At 55.9% G+C, this 17496-nt stretch carries 14 protein-coding genes; 7 read left to right on the plus strand and 7 right to left on the minus strand.

From position 1 onward, the window contains the following. Positions 1–222 precede the first annotated feature (222 nt). Positions 223–1635, plus strand: coding sequence for a DUF2142 domain-containing protein (locus M2305_RS02065; RefSeq protein WP_264648435.1), 1413 nt, complete (start codon positions 223–225; stop codon positions 1633–1635). A 72-nt stretch (positions 1636–1707) separates the two neighbouring features. On the opposite strand, the gene M2305_RS02070 is transcribed toward M2305_RS02065, so the two are convergent. Together M2305_RS02070 and ndk are read right to left on the minus strand one after the other, a co-directional pair. After that, positions 1708–3111 (minus strand): DUF2142 domain-containing protein, encoded by a 1404-nt coding sequence (locus M2305_RS02070; protein ID WP_264648436.1) that lies wholly within the window; start codon positions 3109–3111, stop codon positions 1708–1710. A gap of 156 nt (positions 3112–3267) precedes the next feature. Then, a complete protein-coding gene (ndk, locus tag M2305_RS02075; protein ID WP_046899630.1) occupies positions 3268–3690 on the minus strand; it encodes a nucleoside-diphosphate kinase in 423 nt (140 codons plus the stop codon). A gap of 114 nt (positions 3691–3804) precedes the next feature. On the opposite strand from ndk, the gene M2305_RS02080 reads away from it, so the two are divergent. The 3 genes from M2305_RS02080 (at position 3805) to M2305_RS02090 (ending at position 7877) form a co-directional block, all read left to right on the plus strand. Then, the gene (locus tag M2305_RS02080) at positions 3805–5721 is read left to right on the plus strand and encodes an ABC-F family ATP-binding cassette domain-containing protein (protein ID WP_211500105.1); all 1917 of its coding nucleotides are present in this window, start codon (positions 3805–3807) and stop codon (positions 5719–5721) included. A gap of 145 nt (positions 5722–5866) precedes the next feature. Then, a complete protein-coding gene (locus tag M2305_RS02085; RefSeq protein WP_099210338.1) occupies positions 5867–7009 on the plus strand; it encodes an AI-2E family transporter in 1143 nt (380 codons plus the stop codon). 61 nt (positions 7010–7070) lie between these two features. Beyond that, complete coding sequence (locus M2305_RS02090; protein ID WP_264648437.1) at positions 7071–7877, plus strand: MerR family transcriptional regulator; 807 nt, start codon at positions 7071–7073, stop codon at positions 7875–7877. Here the strand turns inward: M2305_RS02090 and M2305_RS02095 are convergent. The 3 genes from M2305_RS02095 to M2305_RS02105 are packed head-to-tail and all read right to left on the minus strand — an operon-like array spanning position 7837 to position 11350. After that, positions 7837–8262: a hypothetical protein gene (locus tag M2305_RS02095; protein WP_046899633.1), complete on the minus strand. Its 426-nt coding sequence runs from the start codon at positions 8260–8262 to the stop codon at positions 7837–7839. The two genes, M2305_RS02090 and M2305_RS02095, sit on opposite strands and share 41 nt — an antisense overlap. Then, positions 8259–9401: a DegT/DnrJ/EryC1/StrS family aminotransferase gene (locus M2305_RS02100; protein ID WP_264648438.1), complete on the minus strand. Its 1143-nt coding sequence runs from the start codon at positions 9399–9401 to the stop codon at positions 8259–8261. The genes M2305_RS02095 and M2305_RS02100 overlap by 4 nt, the downstream gene beginning before the upstream one ends. Next, entirely contained in the window at positions 9398–11350 is a 1953-nt protein-coding gene (locus M2305_RS02105) for a polysaccharide biosynthesis protein (RefSeq protein WP_264649920.1), read from the minus strand. The genes M2305_RS02100 and M2305_RS02105 overlap by 4 nt, the downstream gene beginning before the upstream one ends. 96 nt (positions 11351–11446) lie before the next feature. Between M2305_RS02105 and M2305_RS02110 the strand changes: the two genes are divergently transcribed. After that, on the plus strand, positions 11447–12412 hold the full coding sequence (locus M2305_RS02110; protein WP_264648439.1) for a glycosyltransferase family 4 protein: 966 nt from the start codon (positions 11447–11449) through the stop codon (positions 12410–12412). Here the strand turns inward: M2305_RS02110 and M2305_RS02115 are convergent, their stop codons facing one another. Beyond that, complete coding sequence (locus M2305_RS02115) at positions 12413–12814, minus strand: MarR family transcriptional regulator (protein ID WP_046899636.1); 402 nt, start codon at positions 12812–12814, stop codon at positions 12413–12415. A 310-nt stretch (positions 12815–13124) separates the two neighbouring features. Continuing rightward, positions 13125–14516 (minus strand): M17 family metallopeptidase, encoded by a 1392-nt coding sequence (locus M2305_RS02120; protein WP_264648440.1) that lies wholly within the window; start codon positions 14514–14516, stop codon positions 13125–13127. A gap of 77 nt (positions 14517–14593) precedes the next feature. Here M2305_RS02120 and M2305_RS02125 point away from each other — a divergent pair, with 77 nt between their 5' ends. Further along, positions 14594–17152 (plus strand): helicase-related protein, encoded by a 2559-nt coding sequence (locus M2305_RS02125; RefSeq protein ID WP_264648441.1) that lies wholly within the window; start codon positions 14594–14596, stop codon positions 17150–17152. Next, the gene (locus tag M2305_RS02130) at positions 17149–17445 is read left to right on the plus strand and encodes an RNA-binding S4 domain-containing protein (protein WP_264648442.1); all 297 of its coding nucleotides are present in this window, start codon (positions 17149–17151) and stop codon (positions 17443–17445) included. The genes M2305_RS02125 and M2305_RS02130 overlap by 4 nt, the downstream gene beginning before the upstream one ends. Positions 17446–17496: the final 51 nt, after the last annotated feature.

The following is a 17496-nucleotide window of genomic DNA, read 5'->3' on the forward strand; positions in this document are numbered from 1 at the left end:
GGGATGACCGGGAATTTCTCCTTTCATTCCGCTCCTCATTTTATCTGGGCACTGTGTAGTAAAGACACCTCTCAGTTAAATGCCCTGCCGATAATGACCGCAAAAACGCTCAGCACTTCCAAAACTCAGTTTTATAATTTGCGGATTGCCTTACTCTGAGTGGGTGCATATGAGCCCGGATGGCAGTCGGTCATGTGCCCCAACAAGGAAATAAGCACTGATATGAAGTCCGTTTCGTCATTTTTTGCGTTCTGCAAAACAAACCTGCGGCTTCTTGAACTCGCTTATCTTCTCTCGATTGCTGTGATCGGCGTTTTTCTTGTGTACCGCGTCACGCCTGTTAGCGGCGTAGATGAAGAATTCCATTTTTACCGCGCGCAACAGATCGCTCAGGGAAATCTTCTGGCACAGCGTTATTCGGGGCACATGTTCGGGGGTGGGCTCGATACCAGTATGCTGACCTGGGTGCGCTATTTCAATTCAAACCGGGACCAGCATAAGCCTTCTGACAGCAATGTCGCTGCGCAGATCGCAAAGGATCTGGAGAACGCCAAAAGAGACCGGGAAGTCGTTCATTTCCCTTCGACCGCTTCATATTCCCCACTGATGTATATTCCCTCAGCCACCGCCATGATGATCGCCAATGCCGGACATGGCGGCGTGGATACAAGATATTACGCTGGTCGTTTAGGGAACCTGTTTGGATACATCGGGATGCTTGCACTCGTCCTTGCGGTGCTGCCCGTAGGGCGACTGGCCGTCCTTGCCCTGATGACCACGCCAACAAGCCTCCATCTAGCGACAACATATAGCGCCGATCCCGTCACCAATCTGGGATCAATGCTGTTCCTCGCCTGCTGCCTACGGGCCCGGATGGCCCCTCCCGAAGACCGGAAAATCTGGATCCGGCTGATTATCGCTTTGGCCGCTCCGCTGGGGCTTTTCAAATTAACCTGCAGCTTTCTAAGTCTCGGCTGCTTTCTTGTGCCGACGAACTCCTTTCCGACCCAGAGAAAATATATCCAATTCTGTATGACGGTCGTCGGATTGAGCCTTGTCTCTGCCGTTGTCTGGAACGGAATTTACCCATTCACGCCTGCGCATTACTGGAATACGGGAGGAGATCCTAAAGTCCAGATCCTGACCATGCTGAAGCACCCATGGTCTTTTGTTCGGGAAATCGCTGAAACTTACCGTGTTGGCTCGCACTGGTGGTGGGAGGACGCATGGGGACGTTTTGGCGGCGGTCCAGTGCCACTTTTCTTCAAGATTGGCGAAGGCACTGGGTATCTAGCTATAGCTCTGATTGTTCTGCTGGCTCTCGCTGACAAACGGCCCATTGCTAGTCCACGATCCGGAGCAATCCTGATTGCGCTTGGTGCGCTTTATTCGCTCTTAACTCTTCTGGCATTCTACGTTGGCTTCTCTCACCTTGGAGAAGACACTGTCAGCGGCCTTCAGGGACGTTATTTTTATATAAGCTGTGCTGCTATTCTAAGTGGCGTTCTGTTGTTCCTGCCGCGCCAGAACAAGACGTATCAAACAGTCTGTGCGGGCCTGTTAGGCGCCTATTTCGTTTGCGTTGCGCATGTCTGCATTGAAGCAACCGGCATTTATGCGCGTCTTTGGAATTAACCCATAGAAATCCAAGGGGTCGGCTACTTCTTTCGCGGAAACCGTCCCCTCACTATTAAATGGTCCCGGCAATTACCAATACCGCGCCAGTATCGTCTGAACGATAGCGCCAAATCCTACCCATAGCCCCACCGTAAGAAGCGCAATTTCCACGGCTTTTGCTTTAGCAACGGACAGAAAATGGGGCGTTGATACGAAAGGAAAGATCAGCACTGAGAAAATGGCCGAAGGGATATAATATCTCCCCTGAAGACCGCCAATATAACTGTCACCGACGGGGGTCCAGATAAGATAGAGAGAAAGGCTGACAGCGCTGACAGTCCCAATGGATACACAAAATATGAGCGCCTTTCTCAGCAGCTCTTCTCTTCCAATTTTTCCTGTCAGGTAAAGACAAGAGAAAATACCTGCGAGAATGAAAAACATGACTTCGAACTGGTAAAACCAGTCTGGAAGTCGTGCATCAAGCCATCCCAGAACACCGACAAACTGACCCATTAAGGAATGAACAGAAACCCTGACTGTGTGCAGGAGTACTGTGATTGTTTTGAACGGGTGAGAAAGCACGAAATGTAGCTGACGCGCCGCATCAACGTCATCTAACGAGCGAAAAGGGATCTTCGTTGAGTGAACGCCCATAACCGACCATGCCAGAGCAGCAAGTGCGGCAAACACACACGCACCCGCAGCCGAGCGCCAGGCTGCCCATGGAGCAATGATCAGCGGTAGAAAAGCGATAAGAATATAAGGCGGCTTGGATGCAATAATGCATCCCATCAGAAGCGCGAGTGTCGGCCAGAACCATCTGTTCTTGCAGAAATCATCATTTAATCGAGTCATAAGAGCCGTACAGACTGCACAGGCTGCGATCAAAGGCCCATCCTGAGAGCAGGACGCGAACAACGACAGCGACATCGGCATTGAGAGAAATGCCGCAATAATCAGTCGTCCCTGACGGACAATCGCAAGGGCGAACATTCCGGCAAGGACGCAAAAGACGGCGTTGGACATGCGCGCCAGATAAAAGGACTTTAGAATGTCTTCATGAAGTCTTTTGCCGACTTCAATCCCCACCACTGATGGAAAATAAAAGATCGGAGAATAGATCACCGTGTTTGGAAAGCCTGCTTCCCGCTTCGGACTTTTCCAGCTTAACGGTGCGCTGCCGAAGATACGGTTCCAGTCTACTTTCCGTTCATATTGACCTTTGAGATCATCATATCTGTAAGCGAATACAACACTGTCTTCTGGAATGACACCACCGCTATCAGAGGCGCTGAAACGATGGCCGATCAACTGTCCCTGAGAGATCTGTATGGCTCTCTGAAAATGATTTGGCTCATCTGCGACCTGTAATGGCGGGGTCGCGATCACCAGAAACATCAGGCAGGCAGAGACCAGAAGTCCCCAGACGATAGCCAGCGGATATTTGTAAAGGAAAGAAGTTGTAGCGTCGTTGCCCACAGATCGAACCATGCCTCTCTTCCATCATCATGCCGCAGAGTGGGCCTGGATGACAGCGGAACCGGGAACGTGTGAAGGCTGACCAGTCGGGGCGTTCAGATACCGTCCCAAATCATTGGAAATGGAGAGCCACAGAACCTGCGGCTCTCCATTGGCAGAACCCAGACCTTACGGCAGGATTTCTGTCTCAGCGAAAAAGAAAGCGATCTCGTTCTTCGCGTTCTCAAGGCTGTCAGAACCGTGAACGGAGTTTGCTTCGATGCTTTCAGCATAAAGCTTACGCACGGTGCCCTCAGCTGCATCAGCCGGGTTCGTTGCGCCCATGACTTCACGGTGCTTTGCAACAGCGTTCTCAGCCTGCAGAACCTGCACGACAACCGGCTCAGCGAGCATGGAGGACACGAGGCTGCCGTAGAACGGGCGCTCCTTGTGAACTGCGTAGAAAGCGCCAGCCTGCTTCTCGGTCAGCTGGATGCGCTTCTGAGCAACGATGCGCAGACCGGCTTCCTCGAACACGGCATTGATCTTGCCGGTCAGGTTACGCTTCGTGGCGTCGGGCTTGATGATTGAAAGCGTGCGCTCGAGAGCCATCTTTCTTCTCCTGTTGGACAAAGGGGTAAATCCCGCCGTTCCACTAGAGCAAATTCGTAGTTCCTGATAGGTCTGTCGCGGTTTTTTCACTCTTCCCGACTGATCGAGGCGCCCGTGAGCCTGCTCACCATCACTGACCTGACTCTCCGCATCGCCGGCCGTACCCTGCTGGATGGCGCATCGCTGACAGTCGACCCCGGTCGGAAAATTGGCCTCATCGGAAAAAATGGGGCTGGAAAATCAACACTTCTTGGCGCGATTGCAGGGGATATTGCCCCGGATGGGGGCACCATCACGCTTGCAAATCGGGCCACAATGGGCCGCGTGAAGCAGGAAACACCATCTGGTGACACCTCGCTGATCGACACGGTGCTCGAAGGCGACATCGAGCGGGCGGCTCTCCTTGCCGAAGCCGAGACTGCCACAGACCCTGCCCGTATCGCAGATGTGCATGAGCGCCTGATTGCCATTGACGCCTACACGGCCCCGGCCCGTGCCGGTGCCATCCTGTCGGGGCTGGGCTTCGATCAGGACGCGCAGCTTCGCTCGGTCTCGGACTTCTCAGGTGGCTGGAGAATGCGTGTCTCGCTGGCGACGGCCCTCTTCCTCAGCCCCGATCTCCTTCTGCTGGATGAGCCCACCAACCATCTTGATATCGAAGCCACCCTCTGGCTCGAATCCTGGCTCGCAAAATTCCCTGGTGCGGCTCTGATCGTCAGTCATGACCGATCACTTCTCGACAATACAGTCGATGCCATTGCTCATCTGGATCATCAGAAACTCAGCCTGACGCCCGGCGGCTACGACAACTTCGTGCGCATCCGGACAGAACAGGCCCTTCAGCAAAATCGTATGGCTGAGCGCATTGCGACACAGCGTGCGCATATGCAGTCCTTCGTCGATCGTTTCCGCGCAAAGGCCACGAAAGCCAAGCAGGCTCAGGCCCGCCTGAAAGCGCTTGAGCGCCTTCCGCAGATTGACAGCGTGGTGGAAGATACGCCGACGCGCTTTTCATTCCCGGAACCGCAGCCCCTTCCCCCACCGATGATCACCCTCGATAACGTCAGCCTTGGATATGACGGACGGGTGGTTCTCAAAGGTCTGAACCAGCGGCTCGATATGGAAGACCGAATCGCGCTTCTAGGCCAGAATGGGCGCGGCAAGTCCACATTTGCCAAGCTACTGGCCGGACGTCTTGATCCCATGGCGGGATCTTACAATCACTCGCCAAAGCTCAAGATCGGCTATTTCGCGCAGCATCAGGCCGATGAACTTGTCCTGTCTGAAACACCGATCGACCACATGGCCCGCGCCATGCCTGACGCGACGCCGGTTGCCGTACGCTCACAGCTCGCGCGCTTCGGACTGGATGTTAATCGTGCTGAAACCCGTGTTTCAGAATTGTCCGGTGGGGAAAAAGCACGCCTTCTTCTTGCGCTCTCCACTCGTGACGCTCCGCATCTTCTCATCCTCGATGAGCCAACCAACCATCTTGATCTTGACGCACGCGATGCCCTGATCCGTGCCCTTTCCGAGTTCGAGGGCGCGGTAATCCTCATCAGCCATGACAGCCATCTGGTGGAATCCGTGGCGGATCGGTTCTGGCTGGTTGAAGACGGGACCATTGCGCCGTTTGACGGCGACATGGCGGAATACAAGGCATGGCTTGTCGAACGTGCTCGCAAGGCTAGAGCGGAAAATACGGAGCGGAACAAAAACGCCAATCGCCCGGCCTCACAGGAGGCGTCTCAGGCGACAGCTCCCCAGAAGAAAATTGACCGCAAGGAGCTCACACGAGCGCTGGCCCCGCTCCGCCGAAAAATTCGTGATGCTGAAGCGAAGCTGGCTCAGATCAATCGGGAAAAAGAGAAAATTGAGACCAAGCTTGCCGATCCGGAGCTCTATCAGTCAGGGAATCCCGGTGAAATCGCGTCGCTGAATGCTCATCTTTCTGCTCTGAATGCGACACAGGAGAAAACAGAAGAGCTCTGGCTCGAAGCACAGGCGGAACTTGAAGATGCTTCTGCCTAACCAAAGCCGAACTTAACTGTAGCATGTGTACTCTCACGGATGTCAGCACTCCGTGAGAGTATCGTTAGATCACCTCAGCCAATTGACCCGCCTTCCCGAAGTCCATAAGCCAACACCGGCCTACAGATTCAGGATGGACCGGCTGATGCCTATTTCGTTTTCCGACCCGAAGGACCGAGACGAGAAGGAACCGCGCGCGCGCGAACTTTCAAAAATTGCCAGCCTGTTACGGATCGCCCTGACTGTGACGCTGATCCTTCTGGCCGTCTGGCTGATGAAGGATGTGCTGGCTGTTGTTTTCGCCTCGGCACTGATGGCCGTCGTCCTGCATGGCCTCGCCCGGATCGTACGGCGCCATGTCTCGTTCATCCCCTATCAGGGCGCTGTTGCTCTCGTCACAGTGGTTATCCTGCTCGCACTGGCAGGCCTCGTCTGGAGCAGCGGCCCGGCGATCGGGGACCAGTTCATTCGCCTCAAACAAGCGCTTGTCCAGCAGTCCGGCGATCTGAAATCGCATCTTTCAGGGTCTACTCTGGGCCAGCTTGTTCTGGATCATCTTCCAACCGCAGTTGGCGGAAATGATGCAACGTCTGGCAGCCTTGGATCACTGGGGTCTGGCCTTGCAGGGTCCGTGACTGGTATTCTCAGCAGCGCCTTTGGTGTGCTGGGCACACTGGCTGTCATTCTGATTGCGGGGCTGTACTTTGCCTTGTCGCCTGCAATTTACATTGACGGTTTTCTACGCCTCGTTCCTTCCCAGCACCGTGCGTCCGCACGTGAGTTACTCATGGCTGCGGGGACTACACTCTGGGCGTGGACAGCAGGTCAGGCCCTCGACATGCTCGTCGTGGGTATTCTGTCCGGGATTGGCCTCTCTCTGATTGGCGTCCCTCTTGCGCTTGCACTCGGTGTGGTCGCTGGTATCTGCAACTTCATTCCCTATATCGGCGCCATCCTTGGTGCGGTCCCGGCCGTGCTCCTGGGCCTTTCCATGGGAAGCAAAGAAGCCCTGTTCGTGGCCATTCTTTACAGCGTGATCCAGTTCTTTGAAGGCAATGTTCTTGCGCCCCTCATCCAGCGGCGTGCAGTCCATATGCCACCTGCCGTTGCCATTCTGTCCCAGACGGTTTTCAGCACCATTCTTGGTATCCCGGGCCTGATCCTGGCATCTCCAATCACGGCAGCCCTGCTGGCTATGGGAGACAAGGCAACGGCCCCTCTCGATGACGAAGAACAGACCCGCCGCGACGTCGGCGAAATTTCTGAAGACGAAGCCCGGAAAGACTGAATATTTCGCTTGCTCCTGACGTAACGTCATCATTGCAGATGATGCGTCAGGAGGAAGATCAATGACTGCAAAGACCCTGACCATTGGCGAACTTGCCAAAGCCAGCGCAACAACACCCCGGACACTTCGACATTTCGAAGCTTTGGGGCTCATCAAGCCAGGCCGGACTGAAAATGGCAGACGCGTTTACACGCTCCAGACAATCAGCACGCTGGCACGCATTTTTCTTTTAAAGCGCATGGGATTCAGTCTCGCTGAGATCCGCTCCCTGGAACTGAAGCCGGTATCCCCAAAAGATATCATAGGGACCCAACTTTCCCTGCTGTCAGCACGCATGACAGTATTAGAAAGAACAATTTCCCAACTCCGCACCACCCATAATTTAATTTCTGGCCACCTCTCCGGTTCAGAGAGCCAAATTTACGATGGTCCGATGGATCTGGTGGCATTTTGCCTTCTGCTGCGAGAAGGAGAAGCCATTCTACAACGGGAAAACCTTCAGCCCGTTTTTGAAAAATACTTTACTGTGGAAGAACAGATGGCGTGGCAGACGCAAATGGATCGTCACTTCCCAACTGAAGACAGAACATCCTATCAGGTTCTCTGGGAACGACTTATCGTGCGCTGTGAAGATGCTCTTGCCCGCTCGGTATCCCCATCTGCCCCAGAAGCTCAAAGCCTCGCAAAGGATTGGCTGGAGCTTCAAAAGCCTTTGCAAAAGGCCGTGGGCCCGGAACTCTGGCGCAAGACGGGGACAATGTACGAAGACATGCAGGACTGGCAGACACCTGAACGACAGGCGCCCTTCAGTCCTGAAGTGTTCAGCTTTATCCGTGAGGCTGCAATTCTGCGGGCTGGAGCGCCGTGAGAGACGCGTCTTCAAAGGCGTTCATGCGGTAGGGGCCGTTGTCCTCAAGCTGAACACCGACGATGTCTGCTTGATGCTTGTGCTTCCAGATTGAAATGATAACCGGATGATTGTCCGCGTTATTCATCCGCAGGATGACCTGCCCCTTCGCAGGCGGCTGCTCCCCGCTGGGGCCCCAGGCCGTTGTATGCGACTGAAGCCACAGATTAATGTCCTGAACTTCAGTTGCACTCAGATCCCGGCTGACAGGAGCGACTATCTTGCCTTCCGTCACCGGCGGGAATTTCCATGCGTGGATCAGTGGCCACGCCACAAACCAGACGATACCCACTGGAATGAAAACCAGTGCACAAAAAGCCAGTAACAGCTTCTGCTCGCGCCTCATAACGTGTCTCCTGCCCAGCTTTTCAGGGCTTCCGTGATACGACCCACTTCTTCATTCGTCAGCTCTGGCTGAATAGGAAGTGCGAGAATACGTGTTCCGAGATCTTCCGAAACAGGAAGAGCCGCGCCATCATGATGCTCGCTATACGCAGGCTGATGATGGAGAGGTTTCGGGTAGTACACTGCCGTCGGCACACCCGCGGCCTTCAGGTGCGCCTGAAGGGAATCCCGTTTCGCTGCATCTGGCAGCAACACGCTGTAAATCGCCCAGGCACTTTCGCTGTCAGGCACGCGCACAGGCTGTTGAATACCTTGCGGCATGGCATGGTCATATGCGCAGGCAATGGCTTCACGCTTGATCAGCTCATCTTCGAAAGCATCCAGTTTCGCCAGAAGAACAGCCGCCTGAATCGTGTCTAGACGACCGTTGATGCCAATCCGCTCCACTTCGTATCGCGTCTTGCCCTCACCGTGCGTTCGCAGGGAACGATAGAGGGTGGCCAGGTCCTCATCATCCGTCAGAATAGCGCCGCCGTCTCCGTAGCCACCCAGAGGCTTGGACGGGAAAAACGATAACGTCGTAGCACGCGCCTCGTGCCCCAAACGGCGTCCGTGATAGGAGGCTCCGAAAGACTGCGCGCAGTCTGCAATGAGCGTCAGATCTTCCTGGACAGCAAAAACTTTCAGTTCATCCCAAGGCGCAGGCTGCCCGAAAAGATCCACCCCGATCAGAGCTCGCGGCTCCAGTTCTCCAGCATTCCGCACAGCCGTCAGCCGCTCCGCGAGAGATGTCAGACTGATCTGGAACGTATCTGGTTCCACATCAACGAAAAGGGGTGTTGCTCCCAAAAGGAGGACAACTTCAGCCGTCGCCGTATAGGTGAAGGCCGGCAGAAAGACCGCATCGCCCGGTCCGATCTCTTCTGCCATCAGAACCATCAGGAGTGCATCGGTGCCCGATGAGACGCCGACAGCATATTTCGCGCCCCCGAACTCGGCCAGCCGCTGCTCAAGTTCCTCGACCTCGGGGCCCATGACAAAGCGACAATGCTCAAACACTGCGTCAACACGGCTCTTGATCGCGTCTTTCAAACGAGCCTGCTGTTTGGGCAGATCCAGGAAGGCTATCGGGGTAATCATGCAGTGACCTCCGCATCAGGCTGTGAAAGCGCGACCGCAGACGGCGCCTTTCCATCCCGGTTATGGTTGAATTCCGGCACCAGCCGGTGAAATATTTCCATGACAGCTGAAAGATCTTCGCGGTGGCACGCCGCTTCCAGCGCATTCATGGCATCAGTCGCGATATTGAAATCCACTGTCCGGGGAGACGCCATTCTCAGACCTGGCGCATCTGTCGGCACTGGGGCTTCCCGGCCATGAAACAGCTCTTCAAAAAGCTTCTCGCCAGGGCGCAGGCCCGTAATCTGGATTTCCACGTCTGTTTCTGGTTTGAGGCCAGCCAGACGGATCATCTGACAGGCAAGATCCATGATCCTGACCGGATCGCCCATATCCAGAACGAAAATGCCGCCCTGCCGGAGACGCTGATCCGTTGTATCTTCCCCGGAAGCATCCTGAGTGCCACGGACGGCAGCCTGAAGCACCAGACCCACGGCTTCAGGGATCGTCATGAAGTAACGGGTCATGTCCGGGTGGGTTACGGTCAGCGGGCCGCCATGTTCAAGCTGGCGGCGAAACAGGGGGACGACTGACCCTGTAGACCCCAGGACATTCCCAAAACGCACGGTCACACACCGCAAACCGCCTTTACCAGCACGCGCACGCATATCGAGCGCCTGTCCATAGACCTCAGCACAGCGCTTGCTGGCCCCCATGAGGCTGGAAGGGTTAACGGCCTTATCCGTCGAAATCATCACCATCGCCTGCGCCCCTGAACGCTCGGCCTCGTCCAGAACAATACGGGTACCCACGACGTTGGTCAGCACACCCTCGATCGGATTTGATTCCACGATCGGTACATGCTTGAGCGCGGCGGCATGGAAAATAAGTGCTGGCCGGTATTCCATGAAAATTTCGGAGATCCTGCCGCGATCGCGCACATCAGCAATAATCTGATGCCGGTGAACCGCAGGATATCGCTCTGAAAGATCCAGGTTGATCTGCCACAGCGCATACTCGCTGTTTTCAATCAGCAGAATGGTAGCAGGTCTGAACGAAGCGATCTGTCGCGCCAGTTCAGATCCAATGCTGCCGCCAGCCCCCGTTACAGCGATGACCTGACCAGCAATCAGGCGGCTCATCCCTTCGCTATTCAACGCTACCGGAGGTCTGTTCAACAGATCTTCAATGGCGACGGGACGAAGCTCAACACTGTCTGCGGGCTTCAGATCAGTCAGAGAGGGCGTTCTCTGAACATCAACACCATAGTCACGCGCCACTTCGAGGATACGGGACAACGGAGCGCCCCGCAGTTCGGACGTGGTGATAACCAACGTATCTGGCAGACGCCCCGAGGCTGACATCTGCTTCAGAATTTCAGGCGTTTCATCAATCGTTCCAAGAATGGGACAACTGTGAATGCGTCGCCCTGCCTGCTGCGTTCCCCCCGTCAGAAGCCCGACAACGCGACGTCCCGCCTGATGATCCCGCTCCATTGCGCGAATGAAAAGATCCGCTTCGTGATCAGCGCCAAGTAACAGCACGCGCTCACGCTCAGCGACCATAAGGCGACGGCGCGCTGTGAGCCGCCAGAACATGCGTAAAGCGCCCAGGCATGTCAGGAGGACCAGCGCATGAATGACGGGGAATGTTGTGCTTGGAAGCCGGTAGCCAGCCAGGTGCAGCAAAGTTGAGAACAGCGTGGCACTGACAACTGACGCGCAGGCAATATTAAAGAGATCGGAAAGACCGGAAAACCGCCAGTATTGCTGTGCCATACGGAAAGGCAGCCCGCTGACGAGGAGCGTAATCCCCCCGCCCGCCACAAACCACAGCGGATGCAGCAGTCCTCCGTGAGGGTCAGCCAGCCAACGTGCCACAGGGGCTGCCGCTGCGGACACGACTCCATCCAGAAGAACATTGAGAGCGATGCGTCTCGCCTGTGCGGTCGTGCGACCTGTACGGCTGATAGCGCTAGACGGGGCCGGAAACTGAGGGCCAGAAGATGGTGTGACTTTCACGTCTCCCTTATAACGCCAAAACCACTGTTCCCATAAAGTCCGTCCATGCCCTTTTCTTTGTCGTCCTTTCTCTCCGGTCTTACGCTGCTGGACTTGTGTGCCGCAGTCCTGTGCACGGTCCTGATCGTCCTGATGATTCAGGCCGGAATTATGGACACTCCCGTGCACCGCAGCTCCCATACGCGGCCAACACCCAAAGGCGGAGGCATCGGCATTATCGGAGCTTTTCTGCTCTGCGCGTTACCAAGCCTGTTTCTCAAAGGGCAGCCCATCCTAAATCCGTCCGTCATCGGGATACTGGCCGGCGTTATTCTACTCGCTGCCGTTTCTTGGCTGGACGATCTGTATTCTTTCAGGGCGCGTTACAAGCTTGGTGCACAGTTCATGGCCGCCTTTTTGGCCGCGGCTGGAACGGGCGCATCTCTGCCAATGATGGGGATTTTCATCCTGGGGGCCGTGTTTATCACCAATGCCCTCAACTTTATCGACGGGATTAACGGGCTAGCCTCAGGCACGATGATGATCGCCGCAGCCCTTCTGGCGTCAGCAGGGATACAGCCTGTTATTTTCGTGCTGTTCGCGGTGTGCCTTGCAGCATTTCTGCCCTGGAATTTTCCCAAAGCCCGCATTTTTATGGGAGATGTTGGCAGTCAGGCAGGAGCGCTTGTCATCGCCTGGGGGGCCATGCAGCCTCTCCATACTTCGGCGCTCATCGTACTCGCAGTGCTCTCAGGCGTGCTGTGGGATGTCCTCTTTACGCTGGCTCGCCGCACGCGCGCAGGTGATCGACTGACCGAGGCCCACCGTGGGCATCTTTATCAGCTCGCGATCCGCTCAGGACTGCCAATGCCGCTTGTAACGATTGTATATTGGGGATTTGCACTCTGGGGTGCAGTGGCCTGTCTGGCCAATGAGTGGCTCGTAACTGCCCTGCTCATTCTTCTGCCTCAGCTTTGCTGGACAGGATATATCTGCACGCGAGCCAGAGCCCGCGTGCAGGATCGCTGGTAATCAGCCAGCGCGACGTGTGCTGATACGCTCGACAGAAGCAGCTGCGCGCTCTGCACGAACCGGACGGGTGCCGGAAGCTTCAGCCATGACAGCGCGCATTTCACGAAGGAAGGAAGAACCCTTCAGCGTGCGCTGCACGAGGACGGAACGACGATCCAGCGGATCAACCTTACGACGTGCCAGATCCAGCTCACCCAGACGGTCCAGAGCGCGTGTAATAGCAGGCTTGGACACCTTGAGCTCTGAAGCCAGACCACGAACAGTGTGTGCACCGTCACGCAGGTAGCAGGTCAGGAACACAGCAAGCTGGCGGGCAGACAGATCAGGACCATCACGGCGCACCATGGAGACGACGGTGTCGCACAGAAGGTGAAGCATCTGGTCGTTGTTAGCCTGAGGCATTTCTCTCTCCTTAACGGTCTGCCCTGCCTGTTACCCGATCGAGTAACAGGAAAAAGAACATTCGAGCCTTGCCGGCCCGAGGGGTTGCATCTGTGGCTCACCCCATCATGGGATTGAGCGTTAGTCTTCTACATCTGGTGTTTTGAAACGCATCCGCAAGTATGCGGGTTTCAAAACGATTTATGCTGCGGCTAGCAGCTTTCGAACATGGAAGGCCGTATGCCCTATCAGAAGCAGATTTACACCCCATAGTTTTAAGACAATCATATTACGGTTCGTTAAGGATCACCTTCCCGTCAGGTTCTTCACTTCACGAAGACCTGCCAATGTTTGTTATCATTTTAAGAAGCGCACGAAGTGCCAGCGTCTCGCCGCCCTCTGGCCGCCCCGGAGAATTGGCGTCATTCCACGCGTAAGTGTCTATATGCAGCCAGTTTTGTCCGGCAGGAACGAAGCGCTGAAGGTACAAAGCGGCTGTAATAGCGCCCGCCATGGGCTTGGATGTAATATTTCCGACGTCGGCTATTTTACTATCAAGCCATGCGTCATAGCCATGCCAGAGTGGCAATCTCCACAAAGCATCTGCAGTATCTGAGCCCGATTCGAGCAGTAATTGAGCCAGTTCATCACTGTTACTGAACACAGCTGGAAGGTCTGGACCGAGAGCTACGCGCGCAGCGCCGGTCAGGGTTGCAGCATCCACAATGTAATCTGGGGCAGATTCAGCGGCTTCCGTTATCAAATCGCACAACACCAAACGCCCCTCTGCATCTGTGTTGCCAATCTCGACCGTTTTTCCGCTTCGCGTCCGCAGAACATCGCCAGGGCGCATGGCATGGCCAGACACACTGTTCTCAACACATCCAAGACGCAGTTCCAGATCAACATCCAGTTGCAGATCAATCGCCGCGCACATCACGGCCAGAAGCAGAGCGGCGCCACCCATATCTTTTTTCATCCGCAGCATGCCTGCTGCGGGCTTCAGGTCGTATCCCCCCGTATCGAAGCACACGCCCTTCCCAACAAGAGACAGACGCGGCGCGCCTTCACGGGCTTTCCAGCGGGCCACAACAACAGCAGGCTTGCGCTCAGACCCCTCACCCACCTCTGCCAAACAGGGATACGCGACCTTCAGGTCATCGCCCTCAACAATGCGAACGTCTGCACCACGATTTTCCAAAGCCCGATAAGCCGACAGCGCCAGATCTTTCGGACCAAGTAGATTGGCGGGCGTATTGATCAGATCCCTGCCAAACCAGTTTGCTTTCGCATAGGCAATAACGGTAGTCGCGTCATCCGGCACAACCAATCGCGTGGTGAATGACCGCACGACCCCGACACGATATTGATATGTTCCCATGGCGAACCCGAGAAGAGCAGTCTCCTGAACGGCGCTTTCCATCCCGTGCAGCAGAAGGCTCCAGTCACCCTCCGGAAGGATCGTTCCCAGCACGCCAAAGGCTGTCGGGTCATTCAGGCGCCCCTCATCGACACAAAGCAGAGCCGCTCCAGCACCACCGTCACCGGGCAGAAGCGTGAAAGCGCCATCTTTTGCTTTGAACCCCTGCGCCGTCAGAAAAGATGCGTGCTCGCCCAGAAGACCGGCAATCGTCTTGTCATCCTGCACCTTCACCAGATGCACAACGCGGGGTGTTGGAGCCTCGCTGGCGGAAACAAAAGGGAGCTGGATGTGAGAACTCATGAACCTCTTTCCTTAAAAGATCGAACCTTTTGGCTCGAACGCTTGCTTTTGTTCCGCAGGCACCCGACCATTCACACATGAAGGGTGCACACCGCGGTAACCATTCCGCTCATCATATCATGCCAGCAAGCGTCCGTGCGGCACTTGGCCCAACCAATACGGGCAAGACGCACTATGCTCTGACTCGCATGATGGCTCATTCCTCCGGCATCATCGGTTTTCCGTTGCGCCTTCTTGCGCGCGAAAACTACGAACGTCTGGTCGCGGCCAAAGGGGAGCGTTCCGTCGCCCTTATAACAGGAGAGGAAAAAATTATTCCTCCAGGAGCGCGATGGTTCTCCTGCACGGTCGAGGCCATGCCGCTGGACCGAAAAGCCGAGTTCGTGGCTGTCGATGAAATCCAGCTCGCGTCTGACCCGGACCGTGGACACATCTTTACGGATCGTCTCCTCCACGCCCGGGGAACCGTAGAGACACTCTTCCTGGGTGCGGAAACAATTCGTCCGCTGCTGCAAAAGCTGGTGCCCGGAATCGAAATCGACACACGCACACGCCTGTCGAGTCTTGTCAGCACCGGACCAACGAAGCTTTCTCGCCTTCCACCCCGATCGGCCATCGTGGCTTTCTCGATGTCAGAAGTTTACGCTCTGGCCGAAGTCATACGACGCCGAAGAGGTGGTTGTGCTGTCATTATGGGGCAACTCAGCCCACGGACGCGAAACGCCCAGATCGAGCTCTACCAGAACCGGGAAGTCGATTACCTGGTGGCCACCGATGCCATCGGGATGGGGTTGAACATGGATGTCGACCATGTTGCGCTTGCCCAGCTTTCCAAATTTGACGGCACAACACCCCGCCCGCTCTTCCCGCAGGAAATAGCACAGATTGCCGGCCGTGCTGGCCGTGGCATGAAGGACGGTACATTTGGCACCACGGCTGATTGCCCGCCCATGTCTGCCGCGACCATAGATGCCGTAGAACAGCACCGCTTCGATCCGATTCAACGGCTATACTGGCGCAATCACGCACTGGATTTCAGCAATCCCCGGGCTCTGCTCGCAAGCCTTACGGTCGCGCCGCCCTCCCGCGGCCTGATGGCAGGCCGCGTTGCGTCTGACGTTATAACCCTTGAATCCCTGATCCTGGACCCGGAAATTCGGGAGGTCGCCAAAGGAAAGCGTGCAACCTCTCTTCTCTGGGAAGTCTGCCAGATCCCTGATTTCCGCAAACTTGGCGATGACAGCCATACACGGCTCTGCGCACGCCTGTTCCTGCACATCCTCAAGGATGGCGCTGTTCCGGCAAACTGGATGGAAGGACACATCAAGGGGTTTGCACGCACCGAAGGTGACATTGATACCCTGATGCATCGTCTGACAGGCGTACGGGTCTGCTCTTATGTAGCCGCCAGAACAGAATGGAGCCGTCACTCATCCGTCTGGCAACAGCGCGCCCGGGAAGTGGAAGACCTGCTTTCAGACGCACTGCATGAGCGCCTGACGTCCCGCTTTGTGGACAGGCGCGCCACGTCCCTGCTTCGCCGACTGGATGCTGAGACAGATCGTAATCGCCTGTCCGCCGTAACAGCCGATGGAGAGGTCATTGTTGAAGGCCACAGCATCGGTAAGATCCGTGGCTTTTCTCTCCAAACCGACACCACAAACGGGCCTGATCATCAGATCGTTCTCAAAGCCGGACGCAAAGCGCTTCTGCAGGAAATTCCACGTCGGGTCCGTCTTTTTCAGGAGACGCCAGATAGTGCTCTGTCCCTTGAAACAGAAACCGGCATTCTATCGTGGAACAACATCCCCCTCGGCCGATTGACGGTTGGAAAAACGTTTCTACAGCCAGCCGTCAGATTGTTTTCCGCTGAGTTCACTGACACCAATCAGCGAATTCAGGTCGAGCAGCGCCTTCTCCGTTATGTAGACAGCACACTTCAACGGGAACTCTCTGTTCTCTACAAAGCACAAAGCGCCGTAACGGATCAGCCTCAACTCAGAGGCATTCTTCATCGATTGCATGAAGATGGCGGTATCTCCTCTCTCCTGCCGTCAGATCAGTCCCTTCCGCCACCAGCTCAACGCGCCTTGCGGAGGCTCGGCGTGGAAGTGGGTCGTTTTGCCGTTTTCTGTCCCGCACTTCTGCGCCCACGCGCATCGGCCCTTCTGACACTTCTCACACAACTTCGCCTTGGCCTTCCCCTGATGCCCCCGCCAGCCGGTCGTGTCTCGTTGCCATGGCATATGGTGGAAGGCGTTCCAGGCTGGCTGCAGGCAGCCAAGACAGGGGTTAGACTCGATATCGCCGAACGTATTGTGAAAGAGCTGGAGCAGTTGACCCGCAAGCGGGATCATCCTGCTCCCGTCGGTCTCGCCTCACGTCTTGGAATCAAAGCCGATCTTCTTCCTGAGGTTCTTGGTGCCCTTGGCGTTGCCCACAAACCACCGTGCTCTCCCAGCCAAACGCATGCTGGGCCACCTGCACCACTGATGCTCCTGGCTGACCGCCGCAATCGAGCAACACGCAGAAAGGCCAGACCGTCAGGAGCGGCCAGCAACGCAAGACGCCCCATTGTCCGACCAGACAGCCCTTTCGCCGCCCTGGCCATTCTGAAAGATCGTGCTGCCCCATGAGTGATACCTATCAACGCTTGGATCAGTGGCTTTATTATGCCCGCGTTGCCAAAACACGCCCGCTCTGTGCAACCATTGTCAGCAAAGGGCGCATCCGGGTAAACAGACAGCCCACCAGCAAGCCGCATGCCAAACTCAGGGTAGGTGATGTGGTGACCCTGCCGCCTCTCAGCCCCGGTGAAGACGTGCGTGTCTGGCGCGTTCTGGACCTCGGGGAGCGTCGGGGCCCCGCGAAAGAAGCATCCCAGCTATACGAGATCGTGAGAGAAGAGCCTAAGAAGCTTGCTTCCTAGGCCAATCCTTCGCATATCATCCCGCACAATATGAAATTGGGCCGCACAGCC

It is taken from the genome of Gluconobacter cerinus (assembly GCF_025961355.1).
In the GTDB taxonomy this organism is placed as follows: Bacteria; Pseudomonadota; Alphaproteobacteria; order Acetobacterales; family Acetobacteraceae; genus Gluconobacter; species Gluconobacter cerinus.

Excerpts from the sequence above, each read along its gene's own strand:
- M2305_RS02085 (WP_099210338.1), top strand. The coding sequence starts at position 5,867 with ATGCCTATTTCGTTTTCCGACCCGAAGGACCGAGACGAGAAGGAACCG.
- M2305_RS02065 (WP_264648435.1), top strand. The coding sequence starts at position 223 with ATGAAGTCCGTTTCGTCATTTTTTGCGTTCTGCAAAACAAACCTGCGG.
- M2305_RS02100 (WP_264648438.1), bottom strand. The coding sequence starts at position 9,401 with ATGATTACCCCGATAGCCTTCCTGGATCTGCCCAAACAGCAGGCTCGT.
- M2305_RS02070 (WP_264648436.1), bottom strand. The coding sequence starts at position 3,111 with ATGGTTCGATCTGTGGGCAACGACGCTACAACTTCTTTCCTTTACAAA.
- M2305_RS02120 (WP_264648440.1), bottom strand. The coding sequence starts at position 14,516 with ATGAGTTCTCACATCCAGCTCCCTTTTGTTTCCGCCAGCGAGGCTCCA.
- ndk (WP_046899630.1), bottom strand. The coding sequence starts at position 3,690 with ATGGCTCTCGAGCGCACGCTTTCAATCATCAAGCCCGACGCCACGAAG.
- M2305_RS02125 (WP_264648441.1), top strand. The coding sequence starts at position 14,594 with ATGAAGGGTGCACACCGCGGTAACCATTCCGCTCATCATATCATGCCA.
- M2305_RS02110 (WP_264648439.1), top strand. The coding sequence starts at position 11,447 with ATGCCCTTTTCTTTGTCGTCCTTTCTCTCCGGTCTTACGCTGCTGGAC.
- M2305_RS02095 (WP_046899633.1), bottom strand. The coding sequence starts at position 8,262 with ATGAGGCGCGAGCAGAAGCTGTTACTGGCTTTTTGTGCACTGGTTTTC.
- M2305_RS02130 (WP_264648442.1), top strand. The coding sequence starts at position 17,149 with ATGAGTGATACCTATCAACGCTTGGATCAGTGGCTTTATTATGCCCGC.
- M2305_RS02090 (WP_264648437.1), top strand. The coding sequence starts at position 7,071 with ATGACTGCAAAGACCCTGACCATTGGCGAACTTGCCAAAGCCAGCGCA.
- M2305_RS02115 (WP_046899636.1), bottom strand. The coding sequence starts at position 12,814 with ATGCCTCAGGCTAACAACGACCAGATGCTTCACCTTCTGTGCGACACC.